The sequence below is a fragment of the Chitinophaga eiseniae genome (assembly GCF_012641265.1).
Classification (GTDB): domain Bacteria; phylum Bacteroidota; class Bacteroidia; order Chitinophagales; family Chitinophagaceae; genus Chitinophaga; species Chitinophaga eiseniae_A.
Genome location: NZ_JABAHZ010000007.1, coordinates 256,079 through 274,040, shown reverse-complemented (window position 1 = coordinate 274,040; position 17,962 = coordinate 256,079). Strand labels below are relative to the sequence as shown.

The 17,962-nt window shown below is 47.8% G+C and carries 19 protein-coding genes; all 19 read right to left on the bottom strand.

The features are described 5' to 3' along the window. Positions 1-10: 10 nt before the first annotated feature. On the bottom strand, positions 11-1,204 hold the full coding sequence (locus tag HGH91_RS25510) for a beta-ketoacyl-[acyl-carrier-protein] synthase family protein (protein WP_168741708.1): 1,194 nt from the start codon (positions 1,202-1,204) through the stop codon (positions 11-13). Next, on the bottom strand, positions 1,201-1,467 hold the full coding sequence (locus tag HGH91_RS25505) for a phosphopantetheine-binding protein (RefSeq protein WP_145672153.1): 267 nt from the start codon (positions 1,465-1,467) through the stop codon (positions 1,201-1,203). Before HGH91_RS25505 ends, HGH91_RS25510 begins: the two co-directional genes overlap by 4 nt. 27 nt (positions 1,468-1,494) lie before the next feature. Continuing rightward, the gene (locus HGH91_RS25500) at positions 1,495-2,115 is read right to left on the bottom strand and encodes a beta-ketoacyl synthase N-terminal-like domain-containing protein (protein WP_168741707.1); all 621 of its coding nucleotides are present in this window, start codon (positions 2,113-2,115) and stop codon (positions 1,495-1,497) included. Next, the gene (locus HGH91_RS25495) at positions 2,108-3,364 is read right to left on the bottom strand and encodes an NAD(P)/FAD-dependent oxidoreductase (protein ID WP_168741706.1); all 1,257 of its coding nucleotides are present in this window, start codon (positions 3,362-3,364) and stop codon (positions 2,108-2,110) included. The genes HGH91_RS25500 and HGH91_RS25495 overlap by 8 nt, the downstream gene beginning before the upstream one ends. A gap of 34 nt (positions 3,365-3,398) precedes the next feature. Further along, positions 3,399-4,463: a methyltransferase gene (locus HGH91_RS25490; protein ID WP_317166854.1), complete on the bottom strand. Its 1,065-nt coding sequence runs from the start codon at positions 4,461-4,463 to the stop codon at positions 3,399-3,401. Between the two features lie 14 nt (positions 4,464-4,477). Beyond that, positions 4,478-5,623, bottom strand: coding sequence for a beta-ketoacyl synthase N-terminal-like domain-containing protein (locus HGH91_RS25485; protein ID WP_168741705.1), 1,146 nt, complete (start codon positions 5,621-5,623; stop codon positions 4,478-4,480). Between the two features lie 11 nt (positions 5,624-5,634). Next, the gene (locus HGH91_RS25480) at positions 5,635-6,054 is read right to left on the bottom strand and encodes an acyl-CoA thioesterase (RefSeq protein ID WP_168741704.1); all 420 of its coding nucleotides are present in this window, start codon (positions 6,052-6,054) and stop codon (positions 5,635-5,637) included. Between the two features lie 3 nt (positions 6,055-6,057). Further along, positions 6,058-6,807, bottom strand: coding sequence for a hypothetical protein (locus HGH91_RS25475; protein WP_168741703.1), 750 nt, complete (start codon positions 6,805-6,807; stop codon positions 6,058-6,060). A gap of 11 nt (positions 6,808-6,818) precedes the next feature. Further along, a complete protein-coding gene (locus tag HGH91_RS25470; protein ID WP_168741702.1) occupies positions 6,819-7,244 on the bottom strand; it encodes a 3-hydroxyacyl-ACP dehydratase in 426 nt (141 codons plus the stop codon). Positions 7,245-7,319: 75 nt separating this feature from the next. Further along, positions 7,320-8,195, bottom strand: a complete 876-nt coding sequence (locus HGH91_RS25465) for a lipid A biosynthesis acyltransferase (protein ID WP_168741701.1) — start codon at positions 8,193-8,195, stop codon at positions 7,320-7,322. Beyond that, positions 8,195-8,452 (bottom strand): phosphopantetheine-binding protein, encoded by a 258-nt coding sequence (locus tag HGH91_RS25460; RefSeq protein WP_145672184.1) that lies wholly within the window; start codon positions 8,450-8,452, stop codon positions 8,195-8,197. The genes HGH91_RS25465 and HGH91_RS25460 overlap by 1 nt, the downstream gene beginning before the upstream one ends. 90 nt (positions 8,453-8,542) lie before the next feature. Beyond that, complete coding sequence (locus tag HGH91_RS25455; protein ID WP_168741700.1) at positions 8,543-9,769, bottom strand: beta-ketoacyl-[acyl-carrier-protein] synthase family protein; 1,227 nt, start codon at positions 9,767-9,769, stop codon at positions 8,543-8,545. 77 nt (positions 9,770-9,846) lie between these two features. Continuing rightward, complete coding sequence (gene fabG, locus HGH91_RS25450) at positions 9,847-10,575, bottom strand: 3-oxoacyl-ACP reductase FabG (protein WP_168741699.1); 729 nt, start codon at positions 10,573-10,575, stop codon at positions 9,847-9,849. A 46-nt stretch (positions 10,576-10,621) separates the two neighbouring features. Further along, positions 10,622-12,157, bottom strand: a complete 1,536-nt coding sequence (gene hutH, locus HGH91_RS25445) for a histidine ammonia-lyase (protein WP_168741698.1) — start codon at positions 12,155-12,157, stop codon at positions 10,622-10,624. Between the two features lie 150 nt (positions 12,158-12,307). Continuing rightward, entirely contained in the window at positions 12,308-13,597 is a 1,290-nt protein-coding gene (locus tag HGH91_RS25440; protein WP_168741697.1) for a hemolysin family protein, read from the bottom strand. Between the two features lie 22 nt (positions 13,598-13,619). Then, on the bottom strand, positions 13,620-14,351 hold the full coding sequence (locus HGH91_RS25435; protein ID WP_168741696.1) for a ZIP family metal transporter: 732 nt from the start codon (positions 14,349-14,351) through the stop codon (positions 13,620-13,622). Beyond that, entirely contained in the window at positions 14,348-14,926 is a 579-nt protein-coding gene (locus HGH91_RS25430; RefSeq protein ID WP_168741695.1) for a phosphatase PAP2 family protein, read from the bottom strand. The genes HGH91_RS25435 and HGH91_RS25430 overlap by 4 nt, the downstream gene beginning before the upstream one ends. A 2-nt stretch (positions 14,927-14,928) precedes the next feature. After that, positions 14,929-15,672: a class I SAM-dependent methyltransferase gene (locus tag HGH91_RS25425; RefSeq protein WP_168741694.1), complete on the bottom strand. Its 744-nt coding sequence runs from the start codon at positions 15,670-15,672 to the stop codon at positions 14,929-14,931. 92 nt (positions 15,673-15,764) lie between these two features. Continuing rightward, entirely contained in the window at positions 15,765-17,783 is a 2,019-nt protein-coding gene (locus tag HGH91_RS25420; protein ID WP_168741693.1) for an LTA synthase family protein, read from the bottom strand. Positions 17,784-17,962: the final 179 nt, after the last annotated feature.

Sequence of the window (17,962 nt, the reverse complement as noted above, 5' to 3'; positions counted from 1 at the left end):
TTTAGCAGCGTTACACTTTAGAAAATACCAGGCTGGAACAATTTCCTCCAAACCCAAACGAGTTGGACATGACGTGTTGCAGGTCATGACCGGTAGAAAAAGTAGTAGCTGGTGCAAATGGTAATTCTTTCATTTGATGCTCAAAACGGGCATTGGGATAGATGATTCCCTCTTTTACCGCGAGAGCCGAAAATACCGCCTCTATTCCCCCGCTAGCCCCCAATGTATGTCCGGTGAATGACTTGGTAGAGCTCATAGCCGGGAAATGCGGCGCAAAGAGTTTATTGATCGCTATTCCTTCCGATACATCATTGTTTTGTGTACCGGTACCATGTAAGTTGATATAGCCTATTTGCTGCGGTTGTACGCCGCTCATATCCAGCGCTCCCTTCATGGCCAGGTAGTTGCCGGTGCCATCGGGGGAGGAGGCCGTTTGATGATAGGCATCGTTGGCATTGGCAAAGCCGCTTAGGCGGCACCATGGCTGCAATTGAGCGGCCAGGCTGTCGGATACCAGCACCACATACCCCGCGCCTTCACCCAGGTTGAGTCCCGTACGGGTGTCGTCGAAAGGGCGGCAAGGCTGCTGATCGAGGATCATCAGGGTATTGAAACCATTCAGGGTAAAGCGGGTGAGCGAGTCGGTGCCACCGGCAATCACTACATCCACGATATTATTGCGAATCAGGCGGGCACCATACATCAGCGCATTAGCGCCGGAAGAACAGGCTGTGCTGATGGTAGACACATGGTGACGGATACCCAGCATATCGGCTACCAGCTCGGTAATGCTACCACATTCGTGGTGAGCTACCTGGTGCAAACGGCCACCACGGGGATTGGCGAGGAAGTCCGGGAAGAAATCTTCTGTTTTATCCATTCCGCCTACCGTATTACCCGACACAAATCCTACCCGGTAATGGGAAATATCTTCCAACCCGGAGGACTGCCACGCTTCGCGGGCAGCAATCATGCTGAGCAGGGCCGTACGGCTGATATTTTCCGGCATACGGGCCATATCAGCCAGGGTAGCATTATCAGCTTTTACTTCCGCTACCGGAAAGGTATTGCGATGCACAGAAGACAGGTACTGCATAGCAGCCATTCCTGGTTGCATATCGCGGAACGACTGTATACAGGCAGGTACATCCAGCCCTATACCGCTGATCACGCCACCACCTGCTATCCACACCTTTTCACTCATGCCTTGATGGTTTGATTGGCAGTAATGTATTCAGCCATGGTACGCACGGACTGAAAAATCTTTGGTCCCTCTTCAGGGTTGGCAATGCGGATGTTATAATGCTGTTGCAGCAATACAATCAGTTCCAGCGCATCGATAGAATCAAGCCCCAACCCTTCTTTGGAAAACAGCGGCTGATCATCGCCGATACTTTCCGGTGCTACCTCATGTAAATTCAATTGTTCTATGATCTGCGCTTTCAGATCCGCCATCAACTTTTCCAATGTAATTTGATTAAAGTTATTAACTGTTTATTGTTGATATAGCGACGATAAAGCCGCCGCTGTTAAGGCAATGGCGTTATCCCGCTGTTTATTTTCTACCAGGAATAATGCTGCTTCATATTGTTGGTCCATTACTTCCACCCAACCGGCAATACAGGCCTGCAGTGGTGTTTCGGCCAGCAGTTGCGCCGGGTAAGTACTCAGTAGCGCGGTGTCAAAGGTATCAGTTACAAAAAAAGTATTCTCTCCTTTAAAACCGTGCCGGATCGATATCTCTCCCATTACAATGTTGGGTAATGTGTATACAAACAACGCAGGACTGGCAAAATCCTTCACGGTGGCATAGTAACGCAAATCGGTATCCAGGCTGCTGCTCCGGTTGGATAATACCATGCCGGCCTGTTCCGGCGGGAGACTGTGGATATCCGTGTTTTCCAGCAATACTTCCGCCGCCAGCCAACCTAATTTGCTGAGGGCGTCCATTTTGTGAAACTTCGGATACTGACCGGAAAAACGGTCATATCCCGCCCGCAGAAAATCTGTGAGCTCCAGCCCCGGATCTGCTTCCCATAATAAGGCGCCGTTTAAGAACACCTGGTTACGCCGAATGATACAACTACCTGTAATATATGCCAACTCGCTATTCAATCTCAGAACTGCTTTTTAATTTTTCCGTTAATTCGATGGTCCTGGCCAGCCGTTTCAGCGCGGTATCATGATTTTTCACAAACGGATTGCTCATGTCCCACACATAACCTGCTAATACTGAACATATTTGCCCTTTGATCACCGGATCAGCGTCTTTTTTGAAGAAAATAGTGTCCAGCGTTCCCTCATACCAGGCCATTACATAGGAGCGGAATGTATTTACGCCCTGCATGGTTGGTTCCATGTATTCCTTTTCCCAGTCTACCGCTTCTCCTTTCAGTTTCCGGATCACCAGCTTCGCAGCGGTTTGTGCAGAAACGCAGGCCAAAGTTACACCAGAAGAGAAAATCGGGTCCAGAAATTCTGTCACGTTCCCTGTCAGCACAAATCCATCTCCATAAAACTTATCGGTAGTGGCCGACCACGACTGCAATATCCTTGGTTCAAATACCAGTTCTACATCGCGGAAACGCTCCCTGGTATAGGGTTCTGCTTCCAGCAATGCCCTGTATTTCTCTTCATCCGTACCGGGATATTGTTCAAAAAATTCCGGATCTCCCACAAATCCGAGGGACGTAATCCCGGTAGCGAAAGGAATTATCCAGATCCAAACGCCTTTTTGATGCACCACTGCCGTTATACGATTAGGTTCATCGGCCATGGAACGACGTACATCCACCGTATGGGCAAATAACGCTTTACGGGGCTGGAGATTGGAATTTTTCTCCAGGTTAAACAGTTTGGGTATCACACGACCATAGCCGCTGCCATCCACAATAAAGCGGGCGGCTATCTCAGACTGCTGGCCATCTTTATCTTCTATCGTTGTTACAGAATCGGAACCATTGAATCGGATGCCGGTAACAGTTGTTTCATAGGCTACGGGTACTCCCATACTTTCTACTGTATCGGCCAATGTTTTATCAAAATCGGCGCGGGTTACCTGCCAGGTCCAGGTCCATCCCGGCGTATATTGTTCCTGGAAAGTAAAATCACACAGTGCCTCCCCTTTTACGAATTTGGCGCCAAACTTCTGCTGGAAACCTTTCGCCTTAATGGCCTCAATAAATCCAGCTTCCTCCAATGCCTCCATGCTGCGCGGCAACAGGCTTTCTCCGATCACAAAACGGGGAAACTTTTGCTTCTCCACCACTTTTACCTTATATCCTGCCTGATGAATAATAGAGGCAGCTACTGTTCCTGCCGGACCTGCTCCTATTACCAATACATCAACTTGTTCAGTCTTCATAAGAGATCGATTTTGGGAGTTATAGATGATATGATTATTCTGCTTTTTTACATTTCAGCAATGTATAATTGATGCCCATCTGGTTGTTTTCTTCCACGATGCGCAGTCCTGCGTCTGCAATACATTGGAAAAAGTCGTCTGTATGGTACATCTGGCTGTTGCCGTTGGCCATCGCTGTGAAATACAATGATGTCTGCTGCAGGCAAAATGCTGCAGATTTAAACTGCTGGCGGTTCCAGAAAGGCTCCAGTATATAAATGGTTCCGTCGGCGTTGAGCGCTTCGCGGCAACGTTTCAGGATAGATACGATTTCAGCTTCAGAAAAACAGTCGAGGAACTGGCTCATCCAGATGGCATCAAAGCCTTTAGGGAAGGGCACTTCCTCGTGCAGAATGTTGGCAATATGAAAATGAACCCGGTTTTCTACACCGGCATCTTTCATTTTCTGTTGTGCGAGTCCTGCCTGTCCGGGCAAATCAAAAATGGTTACTTCCACTTCAGGGTCTTTGGCGGTACAGGCCAGCGCCCATTTGCCGGTGTTACCACCAATGTCGAGCAAACGTTTGGGTTTGTTTTCAAACACAATATCCAGGGCGGCGGGAGTAGCCAGGTCGGAGTAGTAGTGGTCGAAGTCGAACCAGCTCTTACCTACTTCCTGCGGCAGCAGCGACAGGCCCGGATAGATGGTGTCCCATGGCCCCAGTTCACGTAAACCGGCTGGTTTACCTTCTCTCAAACTTTCCTGCAGGTGATTCATGCCTTTGTAGCAGATATCCTGTGAAAAGTCCATATTGATCTGGGTAAGGCGATCGTGTAAAATAAAGTAACCTGTTTTGGTAAGGGTATAACGCTTGTCATTCACGATGATGAGTTCCATGCCCAAACCTGCTTCCAGCAACACTCTTACGGCGTAGCGCGACATCCCGGTTTGTTCCATGATTTCTTCGATGGTAATACCGGCAGAGCGACTGTTACTTACCGCCGTTAAGATGCCCATATCACGGAGGGCCCTGGTGGCCTGAAAGGCAATCGGAGCAAATGCCAGCCGTAATGCCGCTTCTTTCGCTTCCAGTGCTGTTTTTGTTTCTTTATTAAACACGACAATAACTTTATTTAGCTGTTAAGATTAAAGACCATGGCGGCATTACACCCACCAAATCCTGATACTGTTTTCAGGAAATGAGCGGACGATTGCTGCTGCAGGGTATTATAAACGTTTACCGGCATACTGACGCCGGGAGTGTCAAATCCTTTGGTGGGTATTATCACCCCATTTTTCATGGCCTGCATGCTGATAATGGCTTCTATCAGCCCGGCAGCGCCGAGGGTATGGCCATAGTATCCTTTCAGGCTGTTGACTGGCACGGATGCCAGGCCAGCATGGTGCAGGGCTTTGGCTTCCATTTCGTCGTTGTACAGGGTAGCGGTACCATGTGCCGATACGAAGCCGATATCCGCCGGCTGCAGTCCACTATTCTGCAACGCCAGTTTCATCACGGCTGCCAGCTCTTCGCCGGTGCGGGAAGGGCCGGAAATATGGTTGGCATCGTTGCTGATAGCACCGGCTCCCAACGAAAACGGCGCATGGCCCTGGTCTTTGCTGAGCAACACCGTTGCAGCGCCTTCTCCCAAAGTTACCCCGGTACGATGGGCATCAAAGGGCTTGCAAGGTACTGCACTCACCGCCTGGAACGACTGAAAGCCAGACAATACAAAGCGGGTGAGCACATCGGCGCCAGCTATCACCACATGGTCATAGCGACCAGCCTCGATCAGCCGCTTACCTGTTAAAATAGCTACCAGTCCGGATATGCAGGCACTGCTGATCACTACCGGTTGGTTAGCGGCTTTAAAATGTGCCGCTATTTTGGTGGCGGTGGTAAACAGTTGCATATCAGCCAGTGGAGGTCTGTCACTTTCCGGTGTTTGCTCCAACAGCTCAATATTTCCCTTGGTAGTAGAAATAATGAGTCCGCAACGTTGATCCTCCAGGGAAATATCGGTTTGTTGCAGTACATCTGATATAGAGGCGACCAGCAATTTTTCAAACCTGGTATAGCCTGTTACGGAATAAGCTGCTGTATAGCCTTCCAGCTGCCCCGGGGCCATCATAGCCCCATAAAACGGCGCAGCGGCATAGGCTGCATTTTCCTGCCGTCCTATGCCACTGTTGCCTTTTAATACCTGGTCAAAGTTTTCCCGGGTAGTACTGCCTAAAGGCCCCACAATATTATCCGCGACTACATACACCTGTTGCATAATACCCTTGGTTATACCAGCCCATGCGCTTTTTTCCATTCCAGGAAAAAGGCCGGGGCAATCAATTGCAGCGAAGAAGTTTCCTTGTCCAGGAATACCTGTACGGAAGATCCTTTCGCCACTACTTCCCCTGTTGCCGGGTTGGTAAGAATGTATTCAAATTTAATTTTTGCGGCCATGTCGTCCACAAACCTGGTTTCCACCACTACCCTGTCGCCGTAGCGCAAGGAGCGTTTGTAATCGCATTGTATGTTTACTACAGGAACCGTGTAACCTTTTTCAAAAATATCGAGGTAACGTAACCCGTATTTTTCTCCGAACGCTTCCCGGCCGTCTTCAAAATACCGCACATAATGCCCGTGCCATACTATTCCCAGCGGATCTGCTTCATTAAATCGTATCAGTATGTTGGTGCATTCGGTCAGTATCATAATTTATCCTTTCTTCTTTGGTTTCTTGGTTTCTTTCGCAGCTACGCCTGTTTTAGCTTCTTTTTTAGGAGCCGGTGCTACTGGTTTTTCTTCTTCCGGATCAACGGCGGAAGCGTATTTTTCTTTCAATTTTTTGTAGTCATCGTCTACGTTGTCCATCACATCCTTGATCATAGCCAGCCAGTAGTTACGCCAGGCGAAGCTCCATTTCTGGCCTTTACCCACATAACGCTCTGTCATCAGCACATTTTTGCGGTCCATGTCTACCACGGTTACCCACATAGAAGCGCTCTTGGAGCTTTTGCTCATGCCTTCCATTACGAAGAGCACACCGATACCATGTTTGTTGGAGAAATCGTAAGATTTTACCACTTTGGTGATGTCTTCCGGTTTCAGGCGTTCAAAGTCGGCTGATTCGTCGGATTTAAAAGCGTCTTTATTCACGCTTTCATTGTGTTTATTCACGAGCGTAATGCTGGTATTGTATTTCTCGCGATGGAACATGTCCGGGATATGGTATTTCTTCACTTCATTTACCACCACCTGGTTCATGGCAGGAAAATCGGCTTCCACAATCTGGTCTACTTTAGCGCCGGCATCACCAATGAGGCGGGCCTGGGTAAAGTCTACTCCCAGCCAGGTAAAGGAAGAATCTTTGTTTTCCAGGAAATTCTTCAGTTTTTGCGCGTTTGCATGATAGGTGAGCATGCCCATAAACGCTACAGAGAGTGCGATAAATTTTCTGCAGTTCATAATATTAAATATTATAGTTGGGGATTGATGAAGATTTTCATTTCACATTGTGCCATTACACGTCCTTCGTACATCACTTTTCCGGTTACCATGGTAGCGTTAAATACTTCGCTGCCTATTACGGTAGTGGTTTCAATCATTTGTCCTGCCGGCGGTAATTCCAGTATTTCCAGGTCTTTTACAGCGCCGATAAAGCCCAGGGGCACGGGTGTATTTTGTTGTTTAGCGATATAGCCAATACGGGCGGCGGCGGTTTGTGCAATATTTTCCATGAGGCCGGGAGCGGTGAGCACGCCATTTTCCACGAAAATGTTATCGGGGGCAATATGCAATCCGGTGCGGGTTAGCGGGCCATCTACCTCCAGGATACCACTGATCATCACAATAGGTGTACGCTGTGGGATATACGCGGTAATATCGTCTGTATGAATAAACATCTGCACAAGTTATTATTAAAAATGTAACACGAAATAAATAGAATTATACGAAATTATTAACAGTATAAACACGGTTTATTCCCAAAAATCGTAATAATTGAACCACTGAACAGGGTAACGATGCACTTTTTCTTCCACCTGGCGGCCAAACTCCTGTAGTGCGGTTGCCACTCCTTCGTTCCGGCGACCGTAATACTGCCGGGGCTCTGTGGCATAAAAATGATAGTGGGTAGCAGATTCCTTGAAGGCAAATACTACGGATACCGGCACCCGGAAGGTGGCTGCCAGCAAAAAAGGTCCCATAGGAAAACGGGCATCCTGCCCCAGGAAAGGGATGGTAATGGTTTTGTTGCCTGGTAAAAAGCGGTCGGCATGCATACATACCATTTCCTGGTTACTCAGCGCCTCGTTAATGGCATAGATATGTGACAGGTCGTCTTTGATCACGATAATATTCATGTTCCGGTCGCCCGTTACCCCGGAAAGATATTCCTTGATCCGCTGGTGTTCCCCATCAAACATTACGATATTGATACGGGTTTCCAGGCGTTTGAAAAGGTGGCCTGCTACCTCCCAGTTACCCAGGTGGGCACTCAACAGGATGCCGCCCTTACCGCCGGCCACCATTTCCCGCAGGTAATGTTCGCCCTCAAATTCAAAGGTGAATTGATTGGCCATATCTGCCATTACCACCACCTTGTCGATGAGGGTTTGGCCAAATATGTAATAATTGCGGTACAGGCTGAGCAGGGAACGCCACCTGCCAAATCCTGCTTTGGTGCGGAAATAACGATAAATGGGTGCGGAAGAACGCCAGGAAAATGCAAAATAGTAGAAGGCTACAAATCTCAATAACAGATAAGCCGGCCAAACTCCTCCATGTTTAAGCAGGAAAACAAAGCAACTATATCCGAACTTACTACCTTTTGATTTTCCTTGCCAGGATGGCATTATACCAGTTCTTTTTGTTGTACACGAGTGGCTACATAATTGTAGAAATCCTGGAAGGTAACGATAGACTGAAAATCTTCCGGATTTACTTTAAATCCGAAGTTATCTTCTATTACTACCACCATATCGATATAGTCCAGGCTGTCGAGATCCAGCGTGGATTTCATATTCGCTTCCGGGCTGATTGATTCGGGGTTTGCTTCAAACTCCTCTACCAGGAACTTATTCGTAACAGTTACTATTTCTCTAATGTCCATATTGTGTGAAATCAGATATAGGTCGTTTTAAAATATTTTTACTTTGTGTTGGTCTAACGATCCTGATCCAGGGGCCAAAGTTAAGGATATTTATTTTCCATTCCACCCTCTTACAATGAGAGAAGAGTTAGTTCCGCCAAAGCCAAAGGAATTAGACAAAAATATATTAAAATTTTTATCAAGTGTATGGGTCACAATATTTAACCTGGCAGCATCGTCGTCGGGGTTTTCCAGGTTAATATTGGGCGCAATAAAGTTGTGTTGCATCATCAGCATGGAATACACAATTTCGCTGGCGCCGGCCATCCAGCATTCGTGGCCGGTCATAGACTTGGTGGAGCTGACATATGGCTTTGATCCGCCAAATACTTCATGAATCGCTTTTGCTTCGCTGGCATCGCCCGCAGCGGTAGAAGTGGCATGTGCATTAATATATTCAATATCACCGGGTTGCAACCCGGCGTCCTGTAAAGCAATTTGCAGGGAACGTACCGGCCCGTCCACGGTAGGGTTGGAAATATGACCACCGTTGGAAGAAAAACCATATCCCAGTACTTCGCCTAAGATGGTTGCTCCCCTGCGTTGGGCCGACTCCAGGCTTTCCAGGATTACGGTAGCGGCGCCACCACTGGGCACCAGGCCATCGCGGTCGCGGTCAAATGGGCGCGAAGCACGGGTAGGATCGTCCTCCCGGGTGGAAAATGCCGCGATAGCGTCAAAATTGCCCATCGCGTATAAATTTACCTCCTGGGCGCCTCCACAGATCACCGCATCCTGCATACCGTTACGGATAAACATATACCCCAGCCCAATAGCGTGGGAACCACTGGCACAGGCAGCGCTGACGGTGAAATTCACGCCACGCAGCTTAAAGATGGTGGCAAGGTTCATATTCACGGTAGAATTCATGGTCTGGAACACCGAACCGGAACCTACCAGCATCGTATCTTTTTTGGCCCGCATAATATCGTTCGCTTCCACTACCGGCCTGGCAGAACTATCGTTGCCATATAAGAGTCCTATCGGGGTTTTATCAATGTATTCGGGCGTTATGTTAGCCTGGGCCAGCGCCTCACGGGTAGCCATATACGCAAATTCCGCCTGCTCAGGCATCATCAGCCTGGCGCGGCGGTCCAGCAATCCTTTCAGTTCCGGCCGCTGTATAGCGCCGGTGAGCCCTGAACGATAGCCAAAGGCTTTTCTTTCGGGATCCAGCACGATACCGGATTTACCTGCATACAATGAATCCCTCACCTCCTGCTTATCCTTTCCGATGCAGGAGTAGATTCCCAACCCAGTTATCACTACTCTGTTCATAAGCCGATAGCATTTATTCCGCTAACTTACAATACGATAATTTATAACATTAATAACTATCCGCTATTAGCGACAGTTTACGTGTGCAATCCTCCATTGATATTCAGCACCTCGCCGGTAATATACCCGGCCGCTTTGGAAGCCAGGAAGGCTACCGCTTCGGCTACTTCTTCCGGTGTACCAAAACGGTTCATCGGCACCTGTGCGGCCAGCTCTTTTTCATTGAGTTCCGCCGTCATATCTGTTTTGATAAAGCCAGGGGCGATCGCATTGACGGTGACGCCTCTTTTGGCCACTTCCTGTGCCAGGGCCTTGGTAGCGCCAATAACGCCCGCCTTGGCAGCAGAATAGTTGGTTTGACCCGGAAGGCCTTTAATACCAGATAATGATACCATGTTGATAATGCGTCCGTAACGCTTTAGCAGCATCTGGTTCAATACCTGTTTGGTAACATGATAAAAACCATTCAAACTGATATTCAGCACATTGGTCCATTGTGCTTCGTTCATCCAGAACATCAGGGAATCTTCCCGGATGCCGGCATTATTAACGAGTACCTCTATCTGTTGTTCTTTATTATTTTCCAGCCAGCTACCCAGTACCTGTTGTACTTCGGCAGCATCGCCCACGTTGAACTGCAACAGCTCACCTGTGCTGCCTTTGGCTTTCACGGCTTCCAGTGTTTCCTGTGCCGCTGCTTCATTGCCTTTATAGTTAATGAGTATATGATATCCTGCTTCGGCCAATCTGGTACATACTGCCCTGCCTATTCCCCTCGACCCACCGGTTACTAATGCACATTTCATGAATTACATATTTCGGTTCTCAAATAATGGTTAACCTCATCGCTGTTTAGCATTGCACAGGTACGTTTTTCAGCAGGTATTCCTTGATTTTCTGAAGATCCTTGTAGCGCGGGCTGTCTTCAATAAATTTAGGGAAAATTGCTCTTACTTCCTCGTACACCTTGTGGGAGAAGCCTGCCAGGCGATCCTGGCATTGCAGATAATCTACCGCCTGCAACATCGTCATTACCTGGATAGCCAATACCTGGAAGGTATTATCTATCACTTTGCTGGTCATCACGGCGGCATTGCACCCCATGCTCACAATATCCTGGTTATCATTGTTGTTGGGAATACTGTGTACATACATCGGGAAAGACAAGGTTTGATTTTCCGCCACTGTAGAGGTAGCCGTAAACTGTACGCCCTGCATTCCAAAATTGAAGCCAAGTTTACCCAGGTTCATAAACGGCGGGAACTTGTGATTCAATTTTTCATTCATCAGGTAGTTCAGTTGCCTTTCCGCCAGCATCGACAACTTGGTGATAGCGATCTTGATCTTATCCATTTCCAGCGATACATAATCGCCATGGAAGTTACCACCATGGAACACATTCTCCAGGTGATGATCTACTACCGGGTTATCGCTCACGGAATTCAATTCCTGCACCACCAGTTTTTCTGCCTGCGCCAGCGTATCATACACGGGGCCCAGGATCTGTGGTACGCAGCGCAGGGAATAGTATTCCTGTACTTTATCTTTAAATATTTCTTCTTCCAGCTCTTTATACAGGTGATCCGGGCGATGGCGTACCATTTTGCTGCCCTTGAGGATTTCCCGCATTTTGGCGGCTATCTGTTGCTGTCCTTCGTGTTTTTTTACCGCGTTAAGTTCTGCTGAGAGATGATCATCAAATGCTTCTACTATTTCGTTGATCATGGCCGACAAGGTTACCGACCAGCCCAGCAGCTTTTTAGCTTCAATGAGGTTTACCAGGCCTATACCCGTCATAGCAGAGGTACCGTTAATAATAGCTAAACCTTCTCTCACATGAATGCCGATAGGTTTAAGGTTCAGCCGGGCAAATACTTCTGCCGTAGGCTGAAACTTATCTTCATACCATACTTCGCCTTCGCCGATCAGTACCAGGGCCAGGTGCGCCAGCTGTACCAGGTCGCCGCTGGCGCCTACGCCACCGTGTTCGAATACACAGGGGTATACATTTTTATTGATCAGGTCTTTCAGCAGGTGTACCACTTCCGGATGAATGCCGGAATGCGCCTGCATAAAACTGCTCAAACGTGCAATCATCAACGCTTTGGTATGCAGGGGCGACATACATTTGCCCATACCGGAGCTATGGCTGCGAATCAGGTTATACTGCAACTGGAAGGTATCTTCATCGCTGATGCGGTATTGGGCCATAGGGCCAAAACCGGTGTTGATACCATAAATCAGTTTCTTTGCTGAAAATTTTTCGAGGAATACAAAACTGGCTTCTACCTGTTGCAGTGCTGCTGCTTCCAGCGTCAGTTCTTCACCACCCAAAAGCACCCTGTACACTTCTTCCAGGGACAGTGCCTTACTTCCTATTGCAACCATTTTATCTTAAATTAAATTATTTGTATATGTAAAAAAGTGCTCAAAATTAGCATAAAGCTGGATTTATCCAAATAATTAACAACCCTCCGTCCCGATTTCCGGGTATTTACGTATGTGGTTACTACTTATTTTCGTTTTGGGGAACAGGCCTTACTCTTCCGTTGTTTGAGGTGGCGGTGTGACCAGCACTTTATCGATACGATGTGCATCCATGTCCACTATCTCAAAAGTAAAATCGCGCCAGGTGAACTTCTCACCGGTTTCCGGTATATGTTCCAGGTGATGCAGGATAAAGCCGGCAAGGGTATCGAAATCCTGCTCAAATTCAGTCATCCAGTCTTCCTTATCAAATTCTTCCAGGAAATCATAAAATGGGATCTGGGCATCTACCAGCCAGGTACCATCCTCCCGCAATACCATTTCATAATCATCCACATCCGCTGTTTCCGGCATATCTCCCACAATCGCTTCCAGGATATCATTCAGGGTAATCATCCCCAGGAAAGTACCGTACTCATCTACAATAAATGCAGCGTGGAGGTGGGTTTCCTTAAACTTTTCCAGTACCTGGTAGGCGCTGTTATTTTCCGGTACAAACAAAGGTTTCCGGATCATATCTGCCAGCGGAACCGATTTATCGGCCACCCGGTACAGGTCTTTGATAGTGATCAATCCTTTAATACTATCTATTTGCCCATCGCACACCGGGTATACGGAGTGCAGACTATCGTGGATTTTCTGGTGATAGCTACCCGTAGCCTCGTTGATATCCAGCCAGGTAATATCATTTCGATACGTCATCAGGGAGGTGATGTTACGGTCGCCCAGGTGAAATACCCTTTCAATAATTTCCTGCTCTGTTTCTTCGATGGCGCCGGAAGTGGTGCCTTCGTTGATAATCGCCTTAATTTCTTCTTCTGTTACATGCGGTTCGCCGGCCTGTACACTGAATAACTTCACCAATACATTGGTGGAGGCAGACAATAACGCGATGAAAGGATAGGTAAGCCAGGAAAGCACCTGCATAGGTTTGGCCATTGTTTTGGCAATGGATTCCGGCTTGGCCATACCAATACGCTTAGGCACCAGTTCACCCAGTACCATAGAAAAGTAGGTAATGACAATCACTATGATAACAGTGGCCACCACGCCACTGTAAGGCTGTATCAACGGAAAGGTGTTGAGCCAGGCCATCACATCAGCTTTGATGTTCTGACCAGAGTAAATACCCAGTAAGATGCCGATCAGGGTAATACCGATTTGTACGGTAGAAAGAAAGATATCCGGATTGTTGGCAAGCTTCAGCGCTGCCTTTGCTTTTTCATCCCCTTTATTGGCCTGGTTTTCCAACCGGGTTTTCCGGGCCGAGACCATTGCTATCTCCGACATCGAGAACAGGCCATTCAATAAAATAAGGATGAGGATAATGACGACTTCCATATATGAGCCTAAAAATAAAGAATTATTCAAATATCAGGGTAAGAAATGCCAACAGCAGTCCTATGGCGATGGCCAGCACCTTCTTCCGGCTGAGTTCATGATGTTTCGTACCACTTTCATAAAAGATAGTGGTGGAAATATGCAGGAAAGCGCCAACTACCAGTGCCACTACATATAGGAGATAATGCTGTACCACTTCAAAACGGTTGCCCATCCAACCCGCCAGCAAAGCAGCGATAGGGGTTACCAGGGCAAAACACACCAGGATACTCCACAACTCCGACCGCTTCTTATGGGCATGTATCATCACCGTCATCAGGGTCAGGGCCTCCGGTATTTTGTGCGCCGCCACCCCTGCCATCAGGGAAGGTAATGCCGACTGATCATCGTATTTGAAGCCCAGGGGAATCCCTTCCATGAACGCATGGATGGAAAGTCCCAGCAGCAGCGGCGTTACCGCAATGTGGTGGTGATGTTCCTGCGGCAAATGGGTATGCCCATGCTCCATTCCATGCGACAGCTGCTGCAAAAATACCTGCAGGAAAAAGCCCAGCACGATATATATGCCAGCCTGGTGTCCCAGCTCATGATATACTTCCGGCAGCAGGTGCATGATCACCACGCCAAACAGAAAAGCCCCCGTAAAAGCCAGGAGGTAAATAGAAAAGTTGGCGCTGACACGCTTTATAGTCATGGGTATCAACCCACCGGCAACAGTGGCAGCCAGTACTAATATCAGATAGTTCCAGTTCATGATGCGAGTTCGGGCTCCAGTCTTATACGGCGTTGAAAGAAACTACCGCTGAGCAGCCCAATTAAAGTACCCAGTAAAGCACCTCCCAATACGTCTAACGGGTAGTGCACGCCTACGTAGACCTGTGCATAGGAAACGATAGCCGCCCATGCAAAGAACAACCAGGCATACCGGTGAAAAGCTGATTTTAAAGTTATGAAACAAAAGGTTGCCAGGGCAAAATGATTGGCAGCATGGTTGGAAGTAAAGCTGCCACTCATCGGGCAATACACCACCAATACCCTTGCATAGTGCGATACTACCGGGTCCCGGCAGGGTCGTATCCTTCCCACAGCACCCTTCAGATATAAACTGGCCTGATCGGACACCCCGAAGCAAAGCAGGAAAAACAGGATCCAGAACAGCCCTTTCCAGCCATAGTTAATGGTTACAAACAAACCCAGGAAAAGGTATAACGGCGCCCATACATATGGTTCCCGCACAAAAGGCAGCAGCGCATCTAAAAATGCGTTGTGCCATTGGCCATTGATATGAAAGAATAGTCTAAGATCCTCACGGAGAATAGATTCCAGCATGGCTATGATTTTGTGGCTACGATAATCAGTCGCGGTGAGCGCTGGGCATCATAGCTGTTAAAGTGATAATCTCCGAAAATTTCTGTTATCAGAAGCCCCTGTTTGGCAAACATGCGCTCAAAATCCGCCCGGGTAAAGGCATTTACACTTTCAGTATAAGTGGCCCTGCGCATTTTCGCTTTATCGAGGATGTTGATCTGCTTCATGAATTTATGGTCGTTCAGCTCCCTGCGGATATCGAATACCACTCCCTCTTCTTCCTTCACCTCATCTGTTACCAGGTGCGCGGCTACATACTCGCTGTTCAGGTAGTCCAGCACCAGCCTTCCGCCAGGCTTCATCGCATTCTTAAGCGTTCGCAGCGCATTATCATTATCCCGTTGCGAGTCAAAATAGCCGAAGCTGGTAAAAAAGTTAAATACCACGTCGAAATAATTGACCCAAAAAGGTAAGCGCATATCGTGCTGGAAAAAGCTCAGGTGGTCGTTTTCCAGTTTTTTTGCCACATTAATGCTTTCGATAGACAGATCGATCCCTGTTACGTTATAACCTTTGTCGGCCAGGTATTTGGCATGACGGCCTTTTCCACAGGCCACATCCAGCATTTCTGCGTCGGGAGCAGGATGCAGGTAAGTCAGCAGCTTGTCGATAAAAGCCGCCGCCTCCCGGTCGTCACGATGACTGTACAACAAATGATAATAGGGAGAATTAAACCAATCCTTAAACCAAAGTTTATCTACTTCCATAATTGTGGCAGTTACTGGCTGTTAAGCTTTAGCCGTTAGCGTTTCAGCAAATGCGCTAAAACGCTAACGGCTAAAGACCCGTTGCCAAACGGCTATTTTTTATTATTAAACATCAAATATCGGGTGCTTTGATAAAAGCCGCGTGTTAAATTATCGAGGCTTTTTGCCGTATCTGGCTGTTGTGCCCGGATATTTTTCAACGGATCCCCTTTCAGGTCGTACAATGCGGTAGAATCGTTGACCATATTGATTTCGTACATATACCGGTCGCCCATCACTGCGTAATGTGCCATCTGGTTACGCATCGTTGTCAGGAACACATATTTATTATTCACCCGGGTACTGTCGAACAGGTCTACTCCCAGGGTATAATTTTTATAAGGCATACCCACCATTTTGGCTACCGTAGGATATACGTCCAGCAAGCTGCCGGGCGTAGTCACCACCTGCGGCGCCAGGTGTTGAGGGCTGTACATAAACGCAGTTACATGTACGCCGCCACTGGCCAGCTCATATTCCGGCAGCGGCATAAAGCTGTAAGGGTTAAGCACGCAGTTGTGATCTCCAAAGAATACGAAGATGGTGTTATCCAGATAACCATCTTTCCGGGCCATGTCCATCAGGTGGCCTACGTTGTAGTCTTCATACCGGAGGGCATTCAGCTGATCGATCGATACAAACCCTGATTTTTTGAACGTGTTCATATCAATATCTTTCTCTGTCAGCTTTTTAAAATCACCGGCGCCACCAGTAGTGGTATAAGGCGGGTGATTGTCTGCCAGCTGGAGAAAGGCAATAAATGGTTGTTTCTTATCATTGTCAGCTTTGAAGATGCCGCTGGCTTCGGTGATCAGGTCGTAGTCGGCAATTCCCCATACATCGGCTTTACCGGATTTGTACATGCCTTCTTCATAGATACGGATACCTTCCACGTTGTTGGTAAATACCGCCCGGATATTGGCCCAGTTGGTGTTACCGCCCAACAGGTATAATTTATCGTACCCTTTAAACTGGTCCATCACAATACGCTGGTCCAGCATTTTCGGGTGCCGGCTGGCTGTTTTCACCGAGGTGATATCCGGCAACCCGGTATGAACACCGAATACTGTTTTCGCCGTGCTGATGGCGGGTACGTAAAAATTCTTAAACAGGATACCGCTGTCGGCCAACCGTTTCATATGGGGCGTAGCCTGCATAGGATTACCGTACATGCTGGTAACTGCTGCGCCGGTAGATTCGAGCATCACCAATACCACGTTGAGCCTCGGTTTAGACGCATCGGCGGCAATGGTGCGCACATAGCTGAGGGTATTGGGATTCAGTGAATCTACTTTCAGGTATTCAGCGATATCCGGGTAATATTTTTTGGTAGCTTCCAGGTCATAGGTATCGCCCTTCACAGAAAAATTGGACGCAAAATACAGTATGGGATTGAGTCCCAGGCTTGTAATACCATTATCCCTGCTAAACATGGCCTGGCTCCAGCGCAGCGGGAAATAGGCAAAATTGCCATAGCATCCGGCGCCAAACAGCAATACCATACCAATTACGTAGCCGGTGTAAGGCCAGTTGCGGAGATATAGGGTGGGCTGCGCCGCAAATTTTTTCCAGGTGGCTTTTTGCAGGCGGAATATAAGGAACATGAAGACGATGATGCCCAGTACCCCTCTTACTACCGGGTAACTTTGCCACACCATGCGCGCATTGTCGGCCCTTTCGCCTTTAGCCAGGAACCTTAATACGGAGGGGTCGAGGCGTAAGCCCAGGTAATCGTAATGTCCCAGATCCAGTATATAAAAGAGGGTCAGGAGCAGGTAAACGACAAAGAAATAGATAAAGTTGGTGCGTCGTATGGGTGTGGAGGTAAAAAATTTATTCCGGGTAATCAGGGCCAGCAGGAGGACGGGAATCATGAGGTAAAGGGCGAGACGCAGATCAAATCTGAGTCCCAGGTTCCAGGCTTTCCATATCGCTGCATGGTCTGTGATGGTTGTTTTGAAGAAAAAGAGGTAAAAAACTACCCTGAACATTACCATCAACAGGAAGAGGTAAAGCGTTTGAACAAACACATAACGAATATACCGGGGTATATTCTTCCACGAGTATTGCATGTAACGTATAGCTGTTTTTTGAAAAGCGTAGCTGCAAATATATCGAAAAAGCCGAAAGCGGAAAGCAGAAAGCAAAAAGCCATTAAAGCGGATAAAAAGCGGTAAATGACTTGACCAGGCCCGCTGGTCGACCGCTTCAATGGCTTTTTGCTTTCTGCTTTCCGCCTTCAGCTTTTGAT

Bases quoted from the DNA above. Each gene is read 5' to 3' on its own strand.
- HGH91_RS25510 (WP_168741708.1), bottom strand. From the start codon at position 1,204: ATGAGTGAAAAGGTGTGGATAGCAGGTGGTGGCGTGATCAGCGGTATA.
- HGH91_RS25495 (WP_168741706.1), bottom strand. From the start codon at position 3,364: ATGAAGACTGAACAAGTTGATGTATTGGTAATAGGAGCAGGTCCGGCA.
- HGH91_RS25485 (WP_168741705.1), bottom strand. From the start codon at position 5,623: ATGCAACAGGTGTATGTAGTCGCGGATAATATTGTGGGGCCTTTAGGC.
- HGH91_RS25480 (WP_168741704.1), bottom strand. From the start codon at position 6,054: ATGATACTGACCGAATGCACCAACATACTGATACGATTTAATGAAGCA.
- HGH91_RS25475 (WP_168741703.1), bottom strand. From the start codon at position 6,807: ATGAACTGCAGAAAATTTATCGCACTCTCTGTAGCGTTTATGGGCATG.
- HGH91_RS25470 (WP_168741702.1), bottom strand. From the start codon at position 7,244: ATGTTTATTCATACAGACGATATTACCGCGTATATCCCACAGCGTACA.
- HGH91_RS25465 (WP_168741701.1), bottom strand. From the start codon at position 8,195: ATGCCATCCTGGCAAGGAAAATCAAAAGGTAGTAAGTTCGGATATAGT.
- HGH91_RS25460 (WP_145672184.1), bottom strand. From the start codon at position 8,452: ATGGACATTAGAGAAATAGTAACTGTTACGAATAAGTTCCTGGTAGAG.
- HGH91_RS25455 (WP_168741700.1), bottom strand. From the start codon at position 9,769: ATGAACAGAGTAGTGATAACTGGGTTGGGAATCTACTCCTGCATCGGA.
- fabG (WP_168741699.1), bottom strand. From the start codon at position 10,575: ATGAAATGTGCATTAGTAACCGGTGGGTCGAGGGGAATAGGCAGGGCA.
- hutH (WP_168741698.1), bottom strand. From the start codon at position 12,157: ATGGTTGCAATAGGAAGTAAGGCACTGTCCCTGGAAGAAGTGTACAGG.
- HGH91_RS25440 (WP_168741697.1), bottom strand. From the start codon at position 13,597: ATGGAAGTCGTCATTATCCTCATCCTTATTTTATTGAATGGCCTGTTC.
- HGH91_RS25435 (WP_168741696.1), bottom strand. From the start codon at position 14,351: ATGAACTGGAACTATCTGATATTAGTACTGGCTGCCACTGTTGCCGGT.
- HGH91_RS25430 (WP_168741695.1), bottom strand. From the start codon at position 14,926: ATGCTGGAATCTATTCTCCGTGAGGATCTTAGACTATTCTTTCATATC.
- HGH91_RS25425 (WP_168741694.1), bottom strand. From the start codon at position 15,672: ATGGAAGTAGATAAACTTTGGTTTAAGGATTGGTTTAATTCTCCCTAT.
- HGH91_RS25420 (WP_168741693.1), bottom strand. From the start codon at position 17,783: ATGCAATACTCGTGGAAGAATATACCCCGGTATATTCGTTATGTGTTT.